General features: G+C 65.9%; 14 protein-coding genes. 4 read left to right on the plus strand and 10 right to left on the minus strand.

The genetic code is table 11. The features are described from left to right. Window positions 1-102 precede the first annotated feature (102 nt). Both C8J30_RS12175 and C8J30_RS12180 read right to left on the minus strand, forming a co-directional pair. Window positions 103-864, minus strand: coding sequence for a tRNA1(Val) (adenine(37)-N6)-methyltransferase (locus C8J30_RS12175; RefSeq protein WP_110806121.1), 762 nt, complete (start codon window positions 862-864; stop codon window positions 103-105). Then, a complete protein-coding gene (locus C8J30_RS12180; protein WP_110806122.1) occupies window positions 864-1,076 on the minus strand; it encodes a putative signal transducing protein in 213 nt (70 codons plus the stop codon). The genes C8J30_RS12175 and C8J30_RS12180 overlap by 1 nt, the downstream gene beginning before the upstream one ends. A gap of 74 nt (window positions 1,077-1,150) precedes the next feature. On the opposite strand from C8J30_RS12180, the gene C8J30_RS12185 reads away from it, so the two are divergent. Then, on the plus strand, window positions 1,151-2,152 hold the full coding sequence (locus C8J30_RS12185; protein ID WP_110806123.1) for a polyprenyl synthetase family protein: 1,002 nt from the start codon (window positions 1,151-1,153) through the stop codon (window positions 2,150-2,152). Between the two features lie 227 nt (window positions 2,153-2,379). Here C8J30_RS12185 and C8J30_RS12190 read toward each other — a convergent pair whose 3' ends face one another. Continuing rightward, window positions 2,380-4,029: a hypothetical protein gene (locus C8J30_RS12190; protein WP_146227906.1), complete on the minus strand. Its 1,650-nt coding sequence runs from the start codon at window positions 4,027-4,029 to the stop codon at window positions 2,380-2,382. A 106-nt stretch (window positions 4,030-4,135) separates the two neighbouring features. Here C8J30_RS12190 and C8J30_RS12195 point away from each other — a divergent pair, with 106 nt between their 5' ends. Next, entirely contained in the window at window positions 4,136-5,446 is a 1,311-nt protein-coding gene (locus tag C8J30_RS12195) for an ATPase (RefSeq protein ID WP_110806125.1), read from the plus strand. Window positions 5,447-5,458: 12 nt separating this feature from the next. Here C8J30_RS12195 and C8J30_RS12200 read toward each other — a convergent pair whose 3' ends face one another. The 4 genes from C8J30_RS12200 to C8J30_RS12215 form a co-directional block, all read right to left on the minus strand. Beyond that, window positions 5,459-6,274, minus strand: coding sequence for a LytTR family DNA-binding domain-containing protein (locus tag C8J30_RS12200; RefSeq protein WP_181420867.1), 816 nt, complete (start codon window positions 6,272-6,274; stop codon window positions 5,459-5,461). A 178-nt stretch (window positions 6,275-6,452) separates the two neighbouring features. Further along, window positions 6,453-7,343, minus strand: coding sequence for a bifunctional methylenetetrahydrofolate dehydrogenase/methenyltetrahydrofolate cyclohydrolase FolD (gene folD, locus C8J30_RS12205; protein WP_110806127.1), 891 nt, complete (start codon window positions 7,341-7,343; stop codon window positions 6,453-6,455). Continuing rightward, on the minus strand, window positions 7,340-7,645 hold the full coding sequence (locus tag C8J30_RS12210) for a chorismate mutase (protein WP_110806128.1): 306 nt from the start codon (window positions 7,643-7,645) through the stop codon (window positions 7,340-7,342). The genes folD and C8J30_RS12210 overlap by 4 nt, the downstream gene beginning before the upstream one ends. Window positions 7,646-7,709: 64 nt before the next feature. Continuing rightward, the gene (locus C8J30_RS12215) at window positions 7,710-9,383 is read right to left on the minus strand and encodes a formate--tetrahydrofolate ligase (RefSeq protein WP_110806129.1); all 1,674 of its coding nucleotides are present in this window, start codon (window positions 9,381-9,383) and stop codon (window positions 7,710-7,712) included. Between the two features lie 245 nt (window positions 9,384-9,628). Between C8J30_RS12215 and C8J30_RS12220 the strand changes: the two genes are divergently transcribed. Together C8J30_RS12220 and C8J30_RS12225 are read left to right on the plus strand one after the other, a co-directional pair. After that, the gene (locus C8J30_RS12220) at window positions 9,629-10,945 is read left to right on the plus strand and encodes a calcium-binding protein (protein ID WP_110806130.1); all 1,317 of its coding nucleotides are present in this window, start codon (window positions 9,629-9,631) and stop codon (window positions 10,943-10,945) included. A 182-nt stretch (window positions 10,946-11,127) separates the two neighbouring features. Beyond that, window positions 11,128-12,474: a calcium-binding protein gene (locus tag C8J30_RS12225; protein ID WP_110806131.1), complete on the plus strand. Its 1,347-nt coding sequence runs from the start codon at window positions 11,128-11,130 to the stop codon at window positions 12,472-12,474. A 76-nt stretch (window positions 12,475-12,550) separates the two neighbouring features. Here C8J30_RS12225 and ftsH read toward each other — a convergent pair whose 3' ends face one another. The 3 genes from ftsH to ybgF form a co-directional block, all read right to left on the minus strand. Then, complete coding sequence (gene ftsH / locus C8J30_RS12230; RefSeq protein ID WP_110806132.1) at window positions 12,551-14,446, minus strand: ATP-dependent zinc metalloprotease FtsH; 1,896 nt, start codon at window positions 14,444-14,446, stop codon at window positions 12,551-12,553. A 79-nt stretch (window positions 14,447-14,525) separates the two neighbouring features. Further along, window positions 14,526-15,827, minus strand: coding sequence for a tRNA lysidine(34) synthetase TilS (gene tilS, locus C8J30_RS12235; protein WP_110806133.1), 1,302 nt, complete (start codon window positions 15,825-15,827; stop codon window positions 14,526-14,528). Beyond that, window positions 15,824-16,660: a tol-pal system protein YbgF gene (ybgF, locus tag C8J30_RS12240; RefSeq protein ID WP_110806211.1), complete on the minus strand. Its 837-nt coding sequence runs from the start codon at window positions 16,658-16,660 to the stop codon at window positions 15,824-15,826. The genes tilS and ybgF overlap by 4 nt, the downstream gene beginning before the upstream one ends. Window positions 16,661-16,665: the final 5 nt, after the last annotated feature.

Raw genomic sequence — 16,665 nt, forward strand, 5'->3', positions numbered from 1 at the left:
TCGGTAAGATGATTGCAGCACGTTTTCGAACGCTTGTCACGCGCTTGTCGTATTGCCGCGCGAAATTATGAGCGCGTTTTACAAAGTAATATTGCCACGGAATTAAGGCGTTAGCGGCAAGGCTTCGCCGCAGCGCAGCACTGCCTGCGCAGCATGGGTGAGGTCTTCGGCGTCCCCCTGATGCGCAGGCAGGGCATGCAGCACGAAAGGCGCGAGTAACCGCAACGGCGCCTTGCCGCCCTTGCGTGCCGAGACGATCACCCGCCCCGCCGCCCGGCCCTGCCGCGCCGCGATCGGCAGCACCGAGACCGAGCCCCCCTGCCCCGCCAGCGCCACGAGGATATCGCCGAGCCGGTCGGCATTCTGGATCATCGTCAGCCAGCCGCCCGGATGCAGCCGCCGCATCCCCGCGCGGACCCAATCGACCAGCGGCGTCGCCTCGCGTTGCGCCCGTTCGCGGCCGGCATCAGCCGCTGCCGTGCCCCCAGCCGCGGCGAAATAGGGCGGATTGGCGATCACATGATCGTAATTGCGCGCGCGAAGGGCGGCGGGCATCCGCGCCAGATCGCCCTCGAACACCTCGAGCGCGATGCCGTTTGCCGCCGCATTGCGCCGCGCCAGATCGGCATAGTCGGGCTGCAATTCGAGCCCGGCCTGCACCAGCCCCTTCACCCGCCAGCCAAGGCACAGGCTCGCCACGCCCCCCCCGCAGCCCAGTTCCAGCACCGATTGCCCCGGTTTTGCGGCGCAAGCCGCCGCCAGAAGCACCGGATCCATCGCAGCGCGGTAGCCTTGCCGCGGTTGCGCCACGGTCAGACGGCCATCCAGAAACCGGTCGAACGTGCAGTCTTCGGGCGGAAACATCACTCTTCCCACAGCCCGTTGTCGCGCAAGATTGCCTGCGCCAGGAACCAATCCGCATCGGCCACGGCCAATCTGCGCGGCAAAATGCCGAGGCTGCCGTCAAGAATGCTCATGTGGACGTCCCACTCAAAGGCCGTTATACCCTCGCCCTCAAGAAGGGCCATCGCCATGGCGATCCGAACCGGGTCGGTGGTGCGCAGAAGCTCTCTCATGCGCTCGACTTAAGGGCAGCTGTGCCGCCCTGTCGAGACGGGAAATTGGGCCGGGAAACTGGGAAGGAAGACCGATGAGCCTCGACGACAAGGCGACGAAACCGCACGACCGTCTGGCGCAGGCGCTGGCCGAGGACATGGCGGCGGTCAATGCGCTGATCCGCGAGCGGATGAGCTCGGAACATGCGCCCCGCATCCCCGAGGTTACGGCGCATCTGATCGAGGCGGGCGGCAAGCGGCTGCGGCCGATGTTGACGCTCGCCGCGGCGCGGCTGGTGGGCTATGGCGGCCCGTTCCATGTGCATCTGGCGGCGACGGTCGAGTTCATCCACACCGCGACGCTGCTGCATGATGACGTGGTCGATGAAAGCCGCCAGCGCCGCGGCCGTCCGACGGCGAACCTTTTGTGGGACAACAAATCCTCGGTTCTGGTCGGCGATTATCTTTTCGCGCGCTCGTTCCAGTTGATGACCGACACCGGCAACATGCGGGTGATGGAGATCCTCGCCAACGCTTCGGCGGTGATTGCCGAGGGGGAAGTGCTGCAGCTGACGGCGGCGCAGAATCTGGCGACGACCGAAGACATCTATCTGCGCGTGATCCGCGGCAAGACGGCGGCGCTGTTTTCGGCCGCGACCGAGGTGGGCGGCATCATCGGCGGTGCCCCCGAAGATCAGATCGAGGCGCTGTACGATTACGGCGATGCGCTCGGGATCGCGTTCCAGATCGTCGATGACCTGCTGGATTACGGCGGCAAGTCGGCCGAGATCGGCAAGAACACCGGCGACGATTTCCGCGAGCGCAAGCTGACGATGCCGGTGATCAAGGCCGTGGCGCTGGCCAATGACGAGGAACGCGCCTTCTGGAAGCGCGTGATCGAAAAGGGCGACCAGCAGGACGGCGACCTTGAACACGCCATGGCGCTGATGACCAAGCACGGCACGCTGGAAGCGACGCGGCTCGAAGCCATCGGCTGGACCGACACCGCCCGCAAGGCGCTGGCAAAGCTGCCCGAGCATCCGCTGCGCCGGATGCTGGACGATCTGGCCGATTACGTCGTCGAACGGGTGCGCTGAAGGCACCCGGTCTGGCCAAGGCCATCGCCTTGGCCCTGCGCTCCATGACCCCATGACCCCCGAGTGCCGAAAACACTCGGGCAGCGCCCGCCCCGCCCATGGCGGGCGCTTCTCGCCCGCCGGGACGGGCGCCGCCCTCTGTCGCGCTTGGGGAAACGGTCTTGTCACCACCGGCGCGAAACTGGCGGGGAAAGGCGGTGCCTTTCCTGTTCCGCCCGCACTCACGATCACGGGCGCTCGGGCCGCAGCAGGATGTAGGTCGCTGTCCGGCGTTCCTCGACCAGCCGCCAGCCCGCATCCGCAATCGCTTTCACGATCTCGTCGCGGCGGCTTTCCCCGGTCGGGCACAGCGGTACCAGCACATGATCGGCGGCCTCGATCCCGGGCGTGCCGCCATAATACCACGGTGCCGCACCCTTGACCGGCTCGAACGGTCCGAAGAGCCACAGCGCCGAGAACAGATCCGCCACCAGCACCCGCGAATGAGCATAGCCCGCCTGCACCAGATCCGTGGCGGCGGTCTCGAACCAGGCGTCATAGCCCATCGTCATTTCGCAGTCGGGCAGCGTCTCGCCATTCAGCAGCGCAGGCTTGCGCGGTTTCTCGGCGCTCTCGCCCTTCTTCGCGTAAGCTGCATAGGGCTGCCCCGGCGCATCCCCCGCCACCTGCTGCAGCACGCGGTAGACCCGGGGCGCCTCGACCAGCAGATCGGCATCCTGCGGCCGGGCCGACAGGAACGGCACCATGTCATCGGTCTTGGCGAAAGCATGGCGCAGGGGGCTCCAGACAAGGTTCGCCGCAGGCCCCGCAGCCAGCGCCAAAGCCACGACGCCAGTCACCAGAAGCGCCTCGCGCAGGCGCCAGCCAAGACCGTTCGAGATCAGACTGTCGGGGCGCAGGGTCAGCGCGAAGAGCCCGACCAGCACCAGCCATTGCGGATCATTGCCATAGTTCTGATAGGTCACATAGGCAAAGGCGGGCACGAGGAGCAGCAGCACCAGCCCCTCGGACATCCGCTCGGCCTGCCGCAGGAAGATCACCGTCATCAACAGCGCCAGCGTCCCGGCGAGGTTCTTCGGCGCGGCCATCACCCCGCCGAAAGTGTCGCCCGGCGCCGCGCGGCTGGCCGATCCCGCGACGGCCAGCAGATCGCGCAGATAGGCGATCCAGAAACCCACCCCCAGCACTGCCGTGACCGCGGCCAGAACCGCGACCCCAGCCAGAACCGCCACACCGAGGGTGCGGAAATCCCGCCGCACCAGCAGCGCCACCAGCACCGCGGGGGCAAAGGCCACGACATAGGTGACCTTGACCAGCGCCAACCCCGCCATCATCGCACCGATCAGCACGCCATCGATCCGCGGACGCTGGACCCCGAGCGGCTCCAGCACGGCCAGCGGCAGCGCCACATAGGCCATCGCCCAGGCCCAGCGGTTGTAATGCATCGACACCGAACTGGCCGGGTTCGTCTCGCCATGCACCAGCGCCAGAACCATGCCCAGGGCATAGATGCCGAACACCCACGCCAGCCCGCCCGGAAAGCGCGACTGCGCCACCCGCAGAATCGGCAGGAAGAGCAGCGCCGCCACCGCCGCCTGCGCGGCCAGGAAAGCATGGCCAAAGCCAAGCCCCAGCTTCGAAAACAGCGCAATTGGCCAGAGCCCGCCGATGCCCAGAGGCGTCATGAAATCGCGATGCGGCATCTGGCCCTTTTCGGCCATGCGCAACACCAGATCGGCCAGATGCAGCGTGTCGCCCTCGTGCTGGGTGACGTAAAGCCCCCCCGCCAGAAACGGCGCTGCCGCCAAAATCACGGCGAAAATCGCCAGCCCGCCTGCCAGCGGCAAAGCCGCTGCTGCCCTTGACCTGCCCGTCATCCCGGCCTCTCCGCATCTTTTCCCATTTTTGGCCACAATAGCCCGGCAGGATGCGCCTGTGAATCCCGTTGCAACGCGTAAAAAAAGACGAGCCGGAGCAGGACAGATGAACATGATCGCGTCGAATGTGATCGCCCCCACCCCGCCCCGGACCCTGACCGAGACCGGACTGAACACCGTTCTGATGCGGGACATCCTGCTCAAGACCATGTTTCGCACCAACATGGACACGGTTTCGGGTCTGTCGAAGCTGATCTGCCTGCCGATCTCGCTGACGCAGGAGCTGGTCGACATGGGCCGCGCCCAGCGCCTGATCGAGGCGATGGGGACGCTGCACGCCAATTCGGGCGGCGAGATGGGCTATCAGCTGACCGACGGCGGCAAGGCCCGCGCGCTCGATGCGCTGACGCAATCGGAATATTACGGCGCGATGCCGGTGCCGCTGGCCGATTACTCGGTGCAGATGAAGAAGCAGTCGATCCGCAACATCCAGCTGACCCGGCCGCAGCTGATGACGGCGATGGGGCATCTGGTGCTGCCGCCGACGCTGATCGACCAGCTGGGACCGGCGGTCTCCTCGGGGCGGTCGATCCTGATGTATGGCCCGCCCGGCAACGGGAAATCCTCGATCTCGAACGGCATCCGCGATGCGATCGGCGACCGGATCTACATTCCGCGCGCGGTCGAATATGCCGGTCAGGTGATCGTCGTCTATGACCCGATCGTGCATACCGCCGCGAGCGAGGATGCCGACGACCCGACGAGCCTGCGCAAATCCGGCAACCGCGTCGATAACCGCTATGTCTATTGCGACCGGCCGACGGTGATCACCGGGGGCGAGTTGTCGCTCGACATGCTCGATCTGACCTACAACCCGACCGCGCGGACCTATACGGCACCGCTGCAGATGAAGGCCTCGGGCGGGGTCTTCATCGTCGACGACCTTGGCCGTCAGGCCGAGCCGCCGCAGAAACTGGTCAACCGCTGGATCGTGCCGCTCGAGGAAAGCCGCGACATCCTTGCGCTGCAATCGGGTGAAAAGTTCGAAGTGCCCTTCGACACGCTGGTGATCTTTTCGACGAACTTCCACCCGAACCAGATCTTCGACAAGGCGGCGCTGCGGCGGATCTTCTTCAAGATCAAGATCGACGGGCCGAGCCAGTCGGATTACCTGAAGATCTTCTCGCTGGTGGCGAAAAAGCGCGGCATGCCGCTGTCCGAAGCCGCGCTTGTCCATCTGCTGAAGGTGAAATACCCGACGATCAACAACGTCTATGCGAACTATCAGCCGATCTTCCTGATCGACCAGATGATCGCGATCTGCGACTTCGAGGGCATTCCCTATCAGATGACGCCCGAGCTGATCGACCGCGCCTGGTCGAACATGTTCGTGCGCGAGGAAGAGATCCAGCACTGACCCCGTCAGGGTCTATTGCGCAGCAAGGGCCTGCGGCGCACCGCTGCCATTGTCGGCTTTGGGCAGGATCTCGGTCAGGCCAAGCGCCAGAACCGCGGGCGCGTTGCCCCGCGACACCGGAACCTGCGTGCCGTCCTTCAGCACCAGGCTGACCTTGCCCTGCGCCCGGCTCACGCCCCGGATCGCCTGCCGCGCCACCCAATGCGAGCGGTGCACCTGCAACCCTTCGACCCCTTCGGCGCCACAGATCGCATCGGCCATCCGCAAAAGCACGGTTTCCGAGCCCGCCTCGGTGAAGACCTCGACATAGTGGTCGCGCATCTGCAGCCGCACCAGCGGCGCCCTGTTTTGTTCAGAAAGCCGGGCCATCAACCGCGCCGCCGGTTCGCGCTCGGGCGGGGGGGCATCGGCCGGATCAAGGCCGAGCGGGGGCATCTCTGCACGTGCGCCGATGCCACTTGCAGCCACCGCATGGCGCAGGGTCGAGGTGATGATCGACATGATGAAGACGTAGCTCATCATCTCGGGGATCGAGGGCACATGCTGCGCCGGTCCTGCCACCGCCGAGGCCAGCGCCATGAAAAGCGGCGTCAGCCCGAGCGTTGCCAGCACGGCGATCAAGGGCGCCTCGGGCCAGAAGGCCCGCAGCCCCCAGTATTCGCGCACGATCACCCGCAAGATGCCGCCTGCCAGCACCCCAAGGCCGATGGTGATCGGCCAGAAGGCGAAGCGTCCGGTCAGGGGAAAGAGTTCAGTGCCGAAAGGACCGGCGACGATCCCGAAAATCGAGGTCGCGAGCCACACCACCGGAATAACCGGATGCAGCATCGCCCGCCGGTACTCCCGTGCGAATTTTATTGCCTTCTCAAAGAAGGGCATGGCCCTTTCGCCCCATTCCAAAAATAAAAACCGTGCAGGTGTGCTAGCCCCAGTCACAAAGCCTTGCAACCGTGAATCTCGTCACAGCAGGGTCTCATCCAGAGCATGGGAGAGCCATGCCTCAGGCTCAGGCGGTCAGGCCCTCGGGCTCGGCCAGCCCGTGCGCGCGGCAGCAGGCCGTCAGCGTATTGGCCAAGAGGCAGGCGATGGTCATCGGACCGACGCCGCCGGGAACCGGGGTGATCGCGCCCGCCACGGCCACGGCGCTTTCGAAATGGACGTCGCCCACCAGCTTGCCCTTGCCGTCGCGCTCGATGCGGTTGATGCCCACGTCGATCACGGTGGCACCCGGTTTCACCCAGTCGCCCGGGATCATTTCGGGGCGGCCCACGGCGGCAACGAGAATATCGGCGCGGCGGCAGACCTCGGCCAGATCCTTGGTGCGCGAATGCGCGATGGTGACGGTGCAGCTGTCGCCCAGCAAAAGCTGCGCCATCGGCTTGCCGACGATGTTCGAGCGGCCCACGACGACCGCATTCAGCCCCGAAAGCGAGCCCAGATGGTCGCGCAGCATCATCAGGCAGCCAAGCGGCGTGCAGGGCACCATCGCCTTCTGCCCGGTGCCCAGAAGCCCGACGTTCGAGATGTGGAACCCGTCCACATCCTTCGCCGGATCGATCGAATTGATCACCAGATCAGAATCGAGATGCTTCGGCAGCGGCAGCTGCACCAGAATGCCATGCACCGCCGGATCGGCGTTCAGTTTCGCGATCAGCGCCAGCAGATCGGCTTCCGAGGTCTCGGCCGACAGCTTGTGCTCATAGGAATTCATCCCGACTTCGCGGGTCTGGATGCCCTTGTTCTTGACGTAAACCTGGCTTGCCGGGTCTTCGCCCACCAGAACCACGGCCAGACCCGGGGTCAGTCCGTTCACCTCTTTCAGCCGCGCCACATGGGCCGCGACCTGCGCCCGCACATTGGCCGCGAAAGCCTTGCCGTCGATGATCTTCGCGCTCAAATTCCGTCTCCCTTGCCCAGGACCCGCTCTTCGCGGGCAATCGACCATTCCACCATCATCCGCCACATCGCCTCGATCAGCTCGGGGTCCATCCCCCGCGCCTCGGCGGCATTGCGCGCGTTGTTCACCACTTCCTCGACCCGCGCCCGGATGCGCGCAGGCATGCCCTCGGCGGGCTTGAGTTCGGCGGCACGGTCAATGAACCGCGCCCGATCGGCCAGCAGCGCCACGATGCGCAGATCCAGCGCATCGATCTCGGCCCGCAGTTCGGCCATCGAGGTGATTTCGGAGGGCTCTCTCATTCGGCAAGTTCCGCTTTTATGCCCCGCTCCTATCGCACCTTGTCGCCCGCTTCTCAACCCCGCCTCAAAACAACCCCGCGATCTCGCCTGCGGCATCAAGGCGGATCGTTTCCGCCGCCGGATGCCGGGGCAGGCCCGGCATCGTCATGATCTCGCCGCAGATCGCCACCACGAAGCCCGCGCCCGCCGAAAGCCGGACCTCGCGCAGCGGGATGGAATGCCCCGTGGGCGCCCCGCACAGCTCGGGATCGGCGGAAAAGGAATATTGCGTTTTCGCCATGCAGATCGGCAGGGCGCCATGCCCCGCCGCCTCCCAAGCGGAAAGCTGCGCCAGAACCGCCTTGTCCGCAATCACCCCCTCGGCATGATAGATGCGCTTCGCGATCGTCTCGATCTTCTCGAAGAGCCCCATCTCGTCGGGGTAAAGCGGGGCAAAGCGGCTCTCGGCGTCGCAAAGCGCAACGACCTTCTGGGCCAGCTCGGCGGCGCCCGGCCCACCCTCGGCCCAGTGCCGACAGCGAACGGCCGTGACGCCCAGACTGGCGGCATGCTCGGCAATCGCCGCGAGCTCGGCCGGGGTATCTGCGTCAAAGGTGTTGATCGCCACCACCACCGGCACGCCGAAGCCGCGGGTATTGGCGATGTGACGACCGAGATTGGCGCAGCCGCGCCGAACCGCCCCCACATCCTCGCGGCCCAGATCCTCGCGCGCGACGCCGCCATGCATCTTCATCGCCCGCACCGTGGCGACGATCACCGCCACCGCAGGCTGCAACCCGGCCTTGCGACACTTGATGTCGAAGAACTTTTCGGCCCCCAGATCGGCGCCAAAGCCTGCCTCGGTCACGACGTAATCGGCCAGCCTGAGCGCCGTCTTCGTCGCCACGACCGAGTTGCAGCCATGCGCGATATTGGCAAACGGCCCGCCATGCACGAAGGCCGGCGTATGCGCGATCGTCTGCACAAGGTTCGGTTGCAGCGCGTCTTTCAACAGCACCACCATCGCCCCGTCGGCGCCGATATCGCGGCAGGTCACCGCCGTCTTGTCGCGCCGCCAGGCAACGACGATCCGGCCCAGACGCTCCTGCAGATCGGCCAGATCTTCGGCCAGACACAGGCAGGCCATGACCTCCGAGGCCACGGTGATGTCGAACCCCGTCTCGCGCGGGAAACCGTTCGAGGCGCCGCCCAAACCCACCACGACCTCGCGAAGCGCCCGGTCGTTCATGTCCATCACGCGCCGCCAGACCACCCGGCGCGCGTCGATGCCAAGCGCATTGCCCCAGTAAAGATGGTTGTCGATCATCGCCGACAGCAGGTTGTGCGCCGCGGTGATGGCGTGGAAGTCGCCGGTGAAATGCAGGTTGATGTCTTCCATCGGCAGCACCTGCGAGAGCCCGCCCCCCGCCGCACCGCCCTTCATGCCGAAATTGGGCCCAAGCGAGGCCTCGCGCAGACAGATCGCGGTCTTCTTGCCGATATGGGCGAGCGCATCGCCCAGCCCCACCGTGGTCGTCGTCTTGCCCTCGCCCGCGGGCGTCGGGCTGACGGCGGTGACAAGAATGAGCTTGCCCATCGGCCGGTCGGTCAGCGACGCCAGGAAAGCGGCCTCGACCTTGGCCTTGTCGCGGCCATAGGGGATCAGCGCGGTCTCGGGAATGCCGAGCCCGGCACCGATCCGGGCGATGGGCCATTTCTCGGCCGCGCGGGCAATCTCGATATCGGTTCTGACGGCCATGCGATCCTCTCCTCCGTGGCTTCGCACGCGGCGTCCTGCCCTTTGGCGCAGGCTAGCCGCATCTTTCCCGGGCGCCGTCCGCATTTGCGACCCCGCAAAGGCCGAATCCGCCCCCTCCGGCGCCAGATTGCACCGAATTCCTTTGGCGACAAATGGCCGCAAACGTTACGCTGTGACCCGGGGAGGCGTGACGGACGTCACACTGCGGGAAAGCCCCGATTCGTTCAGTTCAGCTGGGGGCCAGAATGGCGAACAACATCTATTACGTCGAAGATCTCGTCAGCGGCGGCGCAACCAACACTCTCACCGATGACGGCAGCGGCCTCGATTGGCTGATTTTCCGCAACGCCAATTCCGGCAACAGCATCAGCCTCGCGTGGTGGGTCGACAACGGGATCTCGACGCAGGGCGAGGCGATCTATTTCATCGGCAACGTCGGCTCGCGGCTGATCGTGAACGGGCTGATCGAAAATGTCCGCGGCGGCACCAGCGATGACTGGATCACCGGCAACGAGGCGAACAACATCCTCTTTGGCGACGCTTTGGCCACGGGCGCCGGTGGCAACGACACGATCTCGGCCGGGGCGGGCAGCGACACGGTCTATGGCGGCGCCGGAAACGATGACATCGGCGGTGCCAACGACAATGATTCCCTGGCTGGAAACGCGGGCGACGACACGATTTCGGGCGGGGACGGCGCCGATACGCTGCAAGGTGGCGCGGGCGCCGACAGTCTCTCCGGCGGCGCGAACGAGGGGGATACGGTATCCTACAGCACCTCTGGCGCCGGGGTGCGGCTGTCCTTCACCTACGGCACGACGACCTTTGGCGCCGGAGGCGACGCGGCGGGCGATCATCTGAACGGGTTTCGCGACGCAATCGGCTCGAACTTCGGCGATGTGATCATCGACACCGTCGCTGGCGCGGTGGGCTTCGATTACAACGCCAACAAGTTCAACGGCGGGCTTGGCGGCGATCGGCTGACGCTGGGCGGCGGCAACGACACCGGCATCGGCGGCGGCGGCAACGACACGATCTTCGGCGGCCAGGGCGATGACACGATCGACGGCGGCGGCAATGACGACCTGATTCAGGGCAATGCCGGGGTGGACACGCTCTCCGGGGCGGCCGGCAGCGACAACCTTGATGGCGGCGACGGGACCGACACGCTGAGCGGCGGCGCCGGGAATGACACGGTGGCCGGGGGACTGGGCGCCGACATGCTGTCGGGGGACACCGGGGCCGATGTCTTCGTCTTCACGACGGTGCGCCACAGCAATACCGCTGGCGGGATCGACACGATCACCGACTTCAGCCATGCCCAGCACGACCGCATCGACCTGTCCGCGATCGACGCCAATGGCACGCTGGCCGGAGACGCCGCGTTCCACTTCCTCGGCACGGCCGCCTTTTCCGGCGCGGCGGCCGAGGTCCGGATCGTCGCGCTGTCGGATGGCTGGAAGGTGCTGGCTGACCTTGATGGCGACCGCAGCGCGGATTTCGTGCTGACCCTGACCGGCCCCACGATGCCGGCGCTTGTTGCGGCCGATTTCGTCCTCTGACACTCCGCCCCCACCTCCCCTGCGCCGGTCAGTCCGGCGCAGGGCTCGGTCGCGCGCCGCTCTTAAAACCGTTTCGATTTTGCTTGGCGCAGGATGGCCAGGGGGGTAACCCTTGGACCGCAACCGCAGATTGACGAACTTTCGCGGTATGTTTGAGCAGAAATGACAGGCAGAGGGCCAAAATGACGGACAATTATTATTTTGTCGAAGACCTCGCAAGCAACGGCAACACCATCACGGTGACAGATGACGGCACCGGCACCGACTGGCTGATCCTGCGAACCTCCCACGACAGCAATGCGATCAGTCTGAGCTGGTGGTCGGTGCGCGGCACCAGCACCGAGGCGGAATCGATCTATTTCGACGACGATGTTGCCTCCTCCCTGATCGTGATCGGCCATATCGAGAATGCCCGCGGCGCGGCGGGAGACGACTGGATCCGCGGCAATGAAACGGACAACATTCTTTACGGCGACGTGGTCGCCGAGGGATCTGCGGGAGGCGATGATACTCTGGACGGCGCCGAGGGCGACGACTCGATCTATGGGGGGGCGGGCAACGATGATGTGACCGGGGGGGCGGGCAATGATCTGCTCTTCGGCAATCTGGGCGATGACACGATCCTTGCGGGCGTCGGCGTCGACACTGTTGCGGGCGGGACCGGCGCCGATTCGCTGGACGGGGGCGGCAACCGCGGCGATCTGCTCAGCTACGCGCAGTCGTCCTCTGGCGTTCAGGTCTCCCTCTCCTATGGCGCGGTGACGACAGGCGTCGGCGGCGACGCCGAGGGGGACAAGATCACGGGCTTTTCCGATCTTCGCGGCAGCAGTTCGGACGATGTTCTCACCGATACGATCGCGGTCGCTCTTGGGGCGGGCCAGAATGCCAACCTGTTCGATGGCGGCGGCGGCAACGACATCCTGTCGATGGGCGGCGGCAATGACACCGCGCTGGGGGGCCGAGGCAATGACACGCTCTTTGGCGAGGCAGGCAATGACCTGCTCTCGGGGGGGATCGGCCGCGATACGATCTGGGGTGGCAGCGGCAATGACTCGGAAAGCGGCGGTCTTGGCACGGACATGATCCACGGCGATGCGGGCAATGACACGATTGATGGCGGCGACGGCAACGACACGCTTTTCGGCGATGCGGGCAAGGACGTGCTGATTTCGGGCCGTGGCAGCGACATTATGACCGGCGGGTATGGCGCGGATCGCTTTGTCTTCGCGAATGTGTTCGACAGCGGCGCCGGGGCGGGGTTCGATACGATCACCGACTTCAACGCCTCCGAGGGCGACACGATCGACCTCTCCGGTATCGACGCGAACCGCCATGCGGAGGGCGATGCCGCTTTCACCTTCCGCGGCACGGGCGCCTTTACCGGTGCCGGGGCAGAGCTGCGCGTCGTCCAGACCGCGGAAGGCTGGCTGGTTCAGGGCGATCTTGACGGCGACAAGACCGCCGATTTCGTGCTGACACTGACGGGCGAGACACTGCCGACGCTCGTCGCGAGCGACTTCGTGCTCTGAGCCCTGCCAGCACCCGAAACGAAAACGCGCGCCGGGCTCCGGCGCGCGTTTTGATGTCTACTCGGTCGATCGCCGATCAGGCGTTCGGCTCGGGCGCGATGCCCGGCTTCGGCGCGGGCTTCGTGCGCGGCAGCGAGGTCACGGTGGGCATGTTGCCCGAGGACCGGTCGTCATCGCCGCCCAGCTGCTCGCCCGCCATCACCTTGCGGATCTCGTCGCCGGTGAGCGTCTCGTATTCCAGAAGCCCCTGCGCCAGACGCTCCCATTCCTCGCGGTTTTCCTCGAGGATGCGACGCGCTTCGACATAACCGGTCTCGATCAGGTCACGCACCTCTTCCTCGATCAGCTCCTTGGTCTTGGTCGAGACCGAGAAGCCCGCGGTGTTGCCTTGATAGCCCTCATGCGCTTCGGAATAGTCGATGTTGCCGACCTTGTCCGACATGCCCCAGCGCATCACCATCGCCCGCGCAATCGCCGAGGCCTGCATGATGTCGCCCGCCGGACCGTTCGAGACGGCCTCTTCGCCCCATTTCAGGATCTCGGCCGCCTTGCCCGCCATCGTCATGGCGATCTTCTGCTTGGCCTCGTCCTTGTGGTAGTTCAGCCGGTCCATTTCCGGCAGGCTGACCACCATGCCAAGCGCCTGACCGCGCGGAATGATCGTCGCCTTGTAGACCGGATCGCATTTCGGCAGCTTCAGACCGACGACGGCGTGACCGGCCTCGTGATAGGCGGTCATTTCCTTCTGCTCGGGGGTCAGCACCATCGAGCGCCGCTCGACCCCCATCATCACCTTGTCCTTGGCCTGCTCGAAATCTTCCATCGTCACGAAGCGACGGCCGACGCGGGCTGCCATCAGCGCGGCCTCGTTCACGAGGTTCGCGAGATCGGCGCCCGAGAAGCCGGGGGTGCCGCGGGCAATCGTGCGCAGATCGACATCCGGCCCGCGCGGGATCTTGTTGGCATGCACCGACAGGATCTTTTCGCGGCCCTTGATGTCCGGGTTCGGCACATGGATCTGCCGGTCGAAGCGGCCGGGGCGCAGCAGCGCCGGATCGAGCACGTCCTTGCGGTTCGTCGCGGCGACGATGATGATGCCTTCATTCGCCTCGAACCCATCCATCTCGACGAGAAGCTGGTTCAGCGTCTGCTCGCGCTCGTCGTTGCCGCCGCCGATGCCCACGCCCCGGGCACGGCCCACAGCGTCGATCTCGTCGATGAAGACGATGCAGGGCGCGTTCTTCTTCGCCTGATCGAACATGTCGCGCACGCGGCTGGCGCCGACGCCCACGAACATCTCGACGAAATCCGAGCCCGAGATGGTGAAGAAGGGCACGCCCGCCTCGCCCGCAATCGCGCGGGCCAGCAGGGTCTTCCCGGTGCCGGGCGGGCCGACCAGCAGCGCGCCTTTCGGGATCTTGCCGCCAAGACGGCTGAATTTCTGCGGGTTGCGCAGGAATTCGACGATCTCTTCCAGCTCTTCCTTGGCCTCGTCGATACCGGCGACGTCGTCAAACGTCACGCGGCCATGCTTTTCGGTCAAAAGCTTGGCCTTCGACTTGCCAAAGCCCATCGCGCCGCCTTTGCCGCCGCCCTGCATCCGGTTCATGAAAAAGACCCAAAGGCCGATCATGACAAGGAACGGCAGCCAGACGCCGAGGATCGACATCAGCCCCGATTGCTGTTGCTTGACCACGTTCACCGCGACGCCCTTTTCGATCAGCTTGTCAGCGATCTGGTCGGACTGCGGTTTGACGGTCGAATAATTGTCGCCCTTGCCGTCCTGATAGCGCACATCCTCGCCATCAAGTTGAACCTGCTTCACGTCGCCCTTGTCCACGGCGGCGATGAAGTCGGAATAAGACACTTGCCGGGCATTGAGCGGCCCCTGCCCGCTGCCGAGCAGGTTGAACAGCACCAGGATGAGCACGAACAGCAGAGCCCAGAAGGCGATGTTGCGCAGATTGCCCAAGAGAAACCTCCGAAGAATGACAGGGCACCGCATTGGGTGCGGTGCCTTTGGTGTGAAAATAGGGATTAAGTGCGCAGGTTCAACGTCTGATTAATGCGACTGTGAAGCTTGGCCGCACCAAACGTGCCTGATAGCCGTTTTTCAGCCCTGCAAGCGGAGCCGAAATCAGCGTTTTTCCCTGCCAAAGCGCCGGGGAAGCCAGAAGCGTCGGACGTGGCAAAGATTTTTCGCGCCCCGCGCCCAGCTGCTTCCAGCCCTCGGACCCGAGCGCGGCGACCTCCAGCCCCGGCGCCTCCGGCCCCTCGATCTGCCAGCCATCCCAGATCTGCCCGAACGGCACCCGCAGATCGGCAACGGCACGCGCCTCGCGGGTGATGCGGATCACATCGTCGCCGACAAGGATGCGGCAGCCATGCAGCGTGCGGTCGCGCCGGATGCGCCAGCTCATCAGCACATCCATCACCTTGGCCGCGCGTGGCGGATACTCGGCCCCCGACACCCACATCAGCGCGGCATTGATCAGCCGACGGCTCGTTTCGGCGTCGAAAGCATTGCGAAAGCCGCGCGCGTCGATCACCACATCGCCCGCCTCGAGCCGCACATGCGCCTTTGCCAGATGCTCGAGCGACCAGAGCACCGATTGCTCGGCCATCGCCAGATGCCCCACCACCGTCGCCAGCGTGCCCGCGCTGATGCCCAGCGGCGAAAGCGCCGCCAACGCCTTGCGCGCCTTCACCCGGTCGAACCGCTCATTCGCATTCGACGGATCCTCGATCCAGCCGATCCCCTGCCGCTCCAGATGACCGCGCAACTCGGCCCGGGTCTGGCTCAGGAAGGGACGAAACCACAGCACCCCCTCGCTCTCGAAGCTTTCGCGCATGCCCGACAGCCCCTCGAGCCCGGCCTCGCGCGCAAGGCGCATCAGGAAGGTCTCGGCCTGATCGTCGGCGGTATGGCCAAGCGCCACCGCGCCGATGCCGCGCGCGCGCGCCCAGGCCCCGATCAGCCGCAGCCGCGCCAGCCGGGCCGCCTCCATCAGATTGCCCCTGGCCTGTCGGCCCTCCCAATGCAGGGTCGTGTGCGCAATGCCGCGCGCAGCACAGAAGCGGGCGACGAAGGCCGCCTCATCCGCCGCTTCCGGGCGCAGGCCGTGATCGAGCGTCACCGCCTCGACCGGATGCAGCGCGGAGAGAAGAACAAGGGCCGCCATGGAATCGGAGCCGCCCGAGACCGCCACCGCCAGTTTCGGCGCGGTCAGCATGGGCTGGAGGGTCTGAACCGCGGCATCCGCGGCCCAGAGCAGCATCCCGTCTTCAGGCGGAACATCGCCGCGCAACAGCGCCGCGCGCAGCGCCTCGGCGCTGCCCGCCGCCTCTGTCACGGACAGGAAAGCGACGCTTGCGCCGCAGCCACCTTGCCCGCCGCTTCCGAGGACGGGAACCGGGCCGGAACCTCGGCCAGCGTGGCACAGGCTTCGGTCTGCTGACCGAGCGAGCCAAGCGCCTTGCCAAGTTCCAGCAGATCGTCCGCCGCGCGCTTGCCCTCGGGCTCGGCCGAGAAGCCGTCAAGCCAGGCCCGGGCCGCGCCCGGAACATCGCCCGCCTTCATCAGCGCTTCGCCACGCAGATAGCCCGCGTCGCCGGTCAGTGGCCCACCCGGGTAGGTTTCGGTAAAGGTCTTAAAGAGGTCCGCAGCGGCACGAAAGTCACCTTGATCGAGCACCCCCTTGGCCCGATCGAAGTCCGCTTGTTCGTTCATTGCCAGAGTGCCGCCACCGCTCGAGGACGAGGACGACGACCCGCTCGATGCGACCGGCGCCGCAGCGGCCGGGGCCGCGCCGCCCAGCGGCTGCGCCTGCCCGACCGAGGACGGATCGCAGCCTTCTTCCAGTTCGCAGACCCGGAATTCCAGATCGCCGACCCGGTTCGTGCCGTCCTTGACGACCTTGTCCACCCGGTCCTTGAGCTGCTCGGTCATCGCGGTGAGGCGGGTCATCTCCGCCTCCATTGTGTCCATCCGCTCCAGCGCGGACGAGCCGCCCGCGGCCTGCATCCCCTTCGCGCCCGAAGCCACCAGCTCGGTGCGCAGGTCTTGCAGCTGCGCCGACAACTGCGCGAGTTCCGCGCGGATGTCGGCCAGCGTCTGTTTGTCGGCAGCAGCGGCGGGCGCGGCCAGCGCCAGAGCCAGTGCCGTGCCCAGCATCACCCGCCGCATCTGCA

The organism is Rhodobacter viridis, from assembly GCF_003217355.1.
Lineage (GTDB): Bacteria > Pseudomonadota > Alphaproteobacteria > Rhodobacterales > Rhodobacteraceae > Rhodobacter > Rhodobacter viridis.

What these genes read in the sequence shown, in the direction of transcription:
- C8J30_RS12175 (WP_110806121.1), bottom strand. Translation starts at nt 864, where the DNA reads ATGTTTCCGCCCGAAGACTGCACGTTCGACCGGTTTCTGGATGGCCGT.
- C8J30_RS12180 (WP_110806122.1), bottom strand. Translation starts at nt 1,076, where the DNA reads ATGAGAGAGCTTCTGCGCACCACCGACCCGGTTCGGATCGCCATGGCG.
- C8J30_RS12185 (WP_110806123.1), top strand. Translation starts at nt 1,151, where the DNA reads ATGAGCCTCGACGACAAGGCGACGAAACCGCACGACCGTCTGGCGCAG.
- C8J30_RS12190 (WP_146227906.1), bottom strand. Translation starts at nt 4,029, where the DNA reads ATGACGGGCAGGTCAAGGGCAGCAGCGGCTTTGCCGCTGGCAGGCGGG.
- C8J30_RS12195 (WP_110806125.1), top strand. Translation starts at nt 4,136, where the DNA reads ATGAACATGATCGCGTCGAATGTGATCGCCCCCACCCCGCCCCGGACC.
- C8J30_RS12200 (WP_181420867.1), bottom strand. Translation starts at nt 6,274, where the DNA reads ATGCTGCATCCGGTTATTCCGGTGGTGTGGCTCGCGACCTCGATTTTC.
- C8J30_RS12210 (WP_110806128.1), bottom strand. Translation starts at nt 7,645, where the DNA reads ATGAGAGAGCCCTCCGAAATCACCTCGATGGCCGAACTGCGGGCCGAG.
- C8J30_RS12215 (WP_110806129.1), bottom strand. Translation starts at nt 9,383, where the DNA reads ATGGCCGTCAGAACCGATATCGAGATTGCCCGCGCGGCCGAGAAATGG.
- C8J30_RS12220 (WP_110806130.1), top strand. Translation starts at nt 9,629, where the DNA reads ATGGCGAACAACATCTATTACGTCGAAGATCTCGTCAGCGGCGGCGCA.
- C8J30_RS12225 (WP_110806131.1), top strand. Translation starts at nt 11,128, where the DNA reads ATGACGGACAATTATTATTTTGTCGAAGACCTCGCAAGCAACGGCAAC.
- ybgF (WP_110806211.1), bottom strand. Translation starts at nt 16,660, where the DNA reads ATGCGGCGGGTGATGCTGGGCACGGCACTGGCTCTGGCGCTGGCCGCG.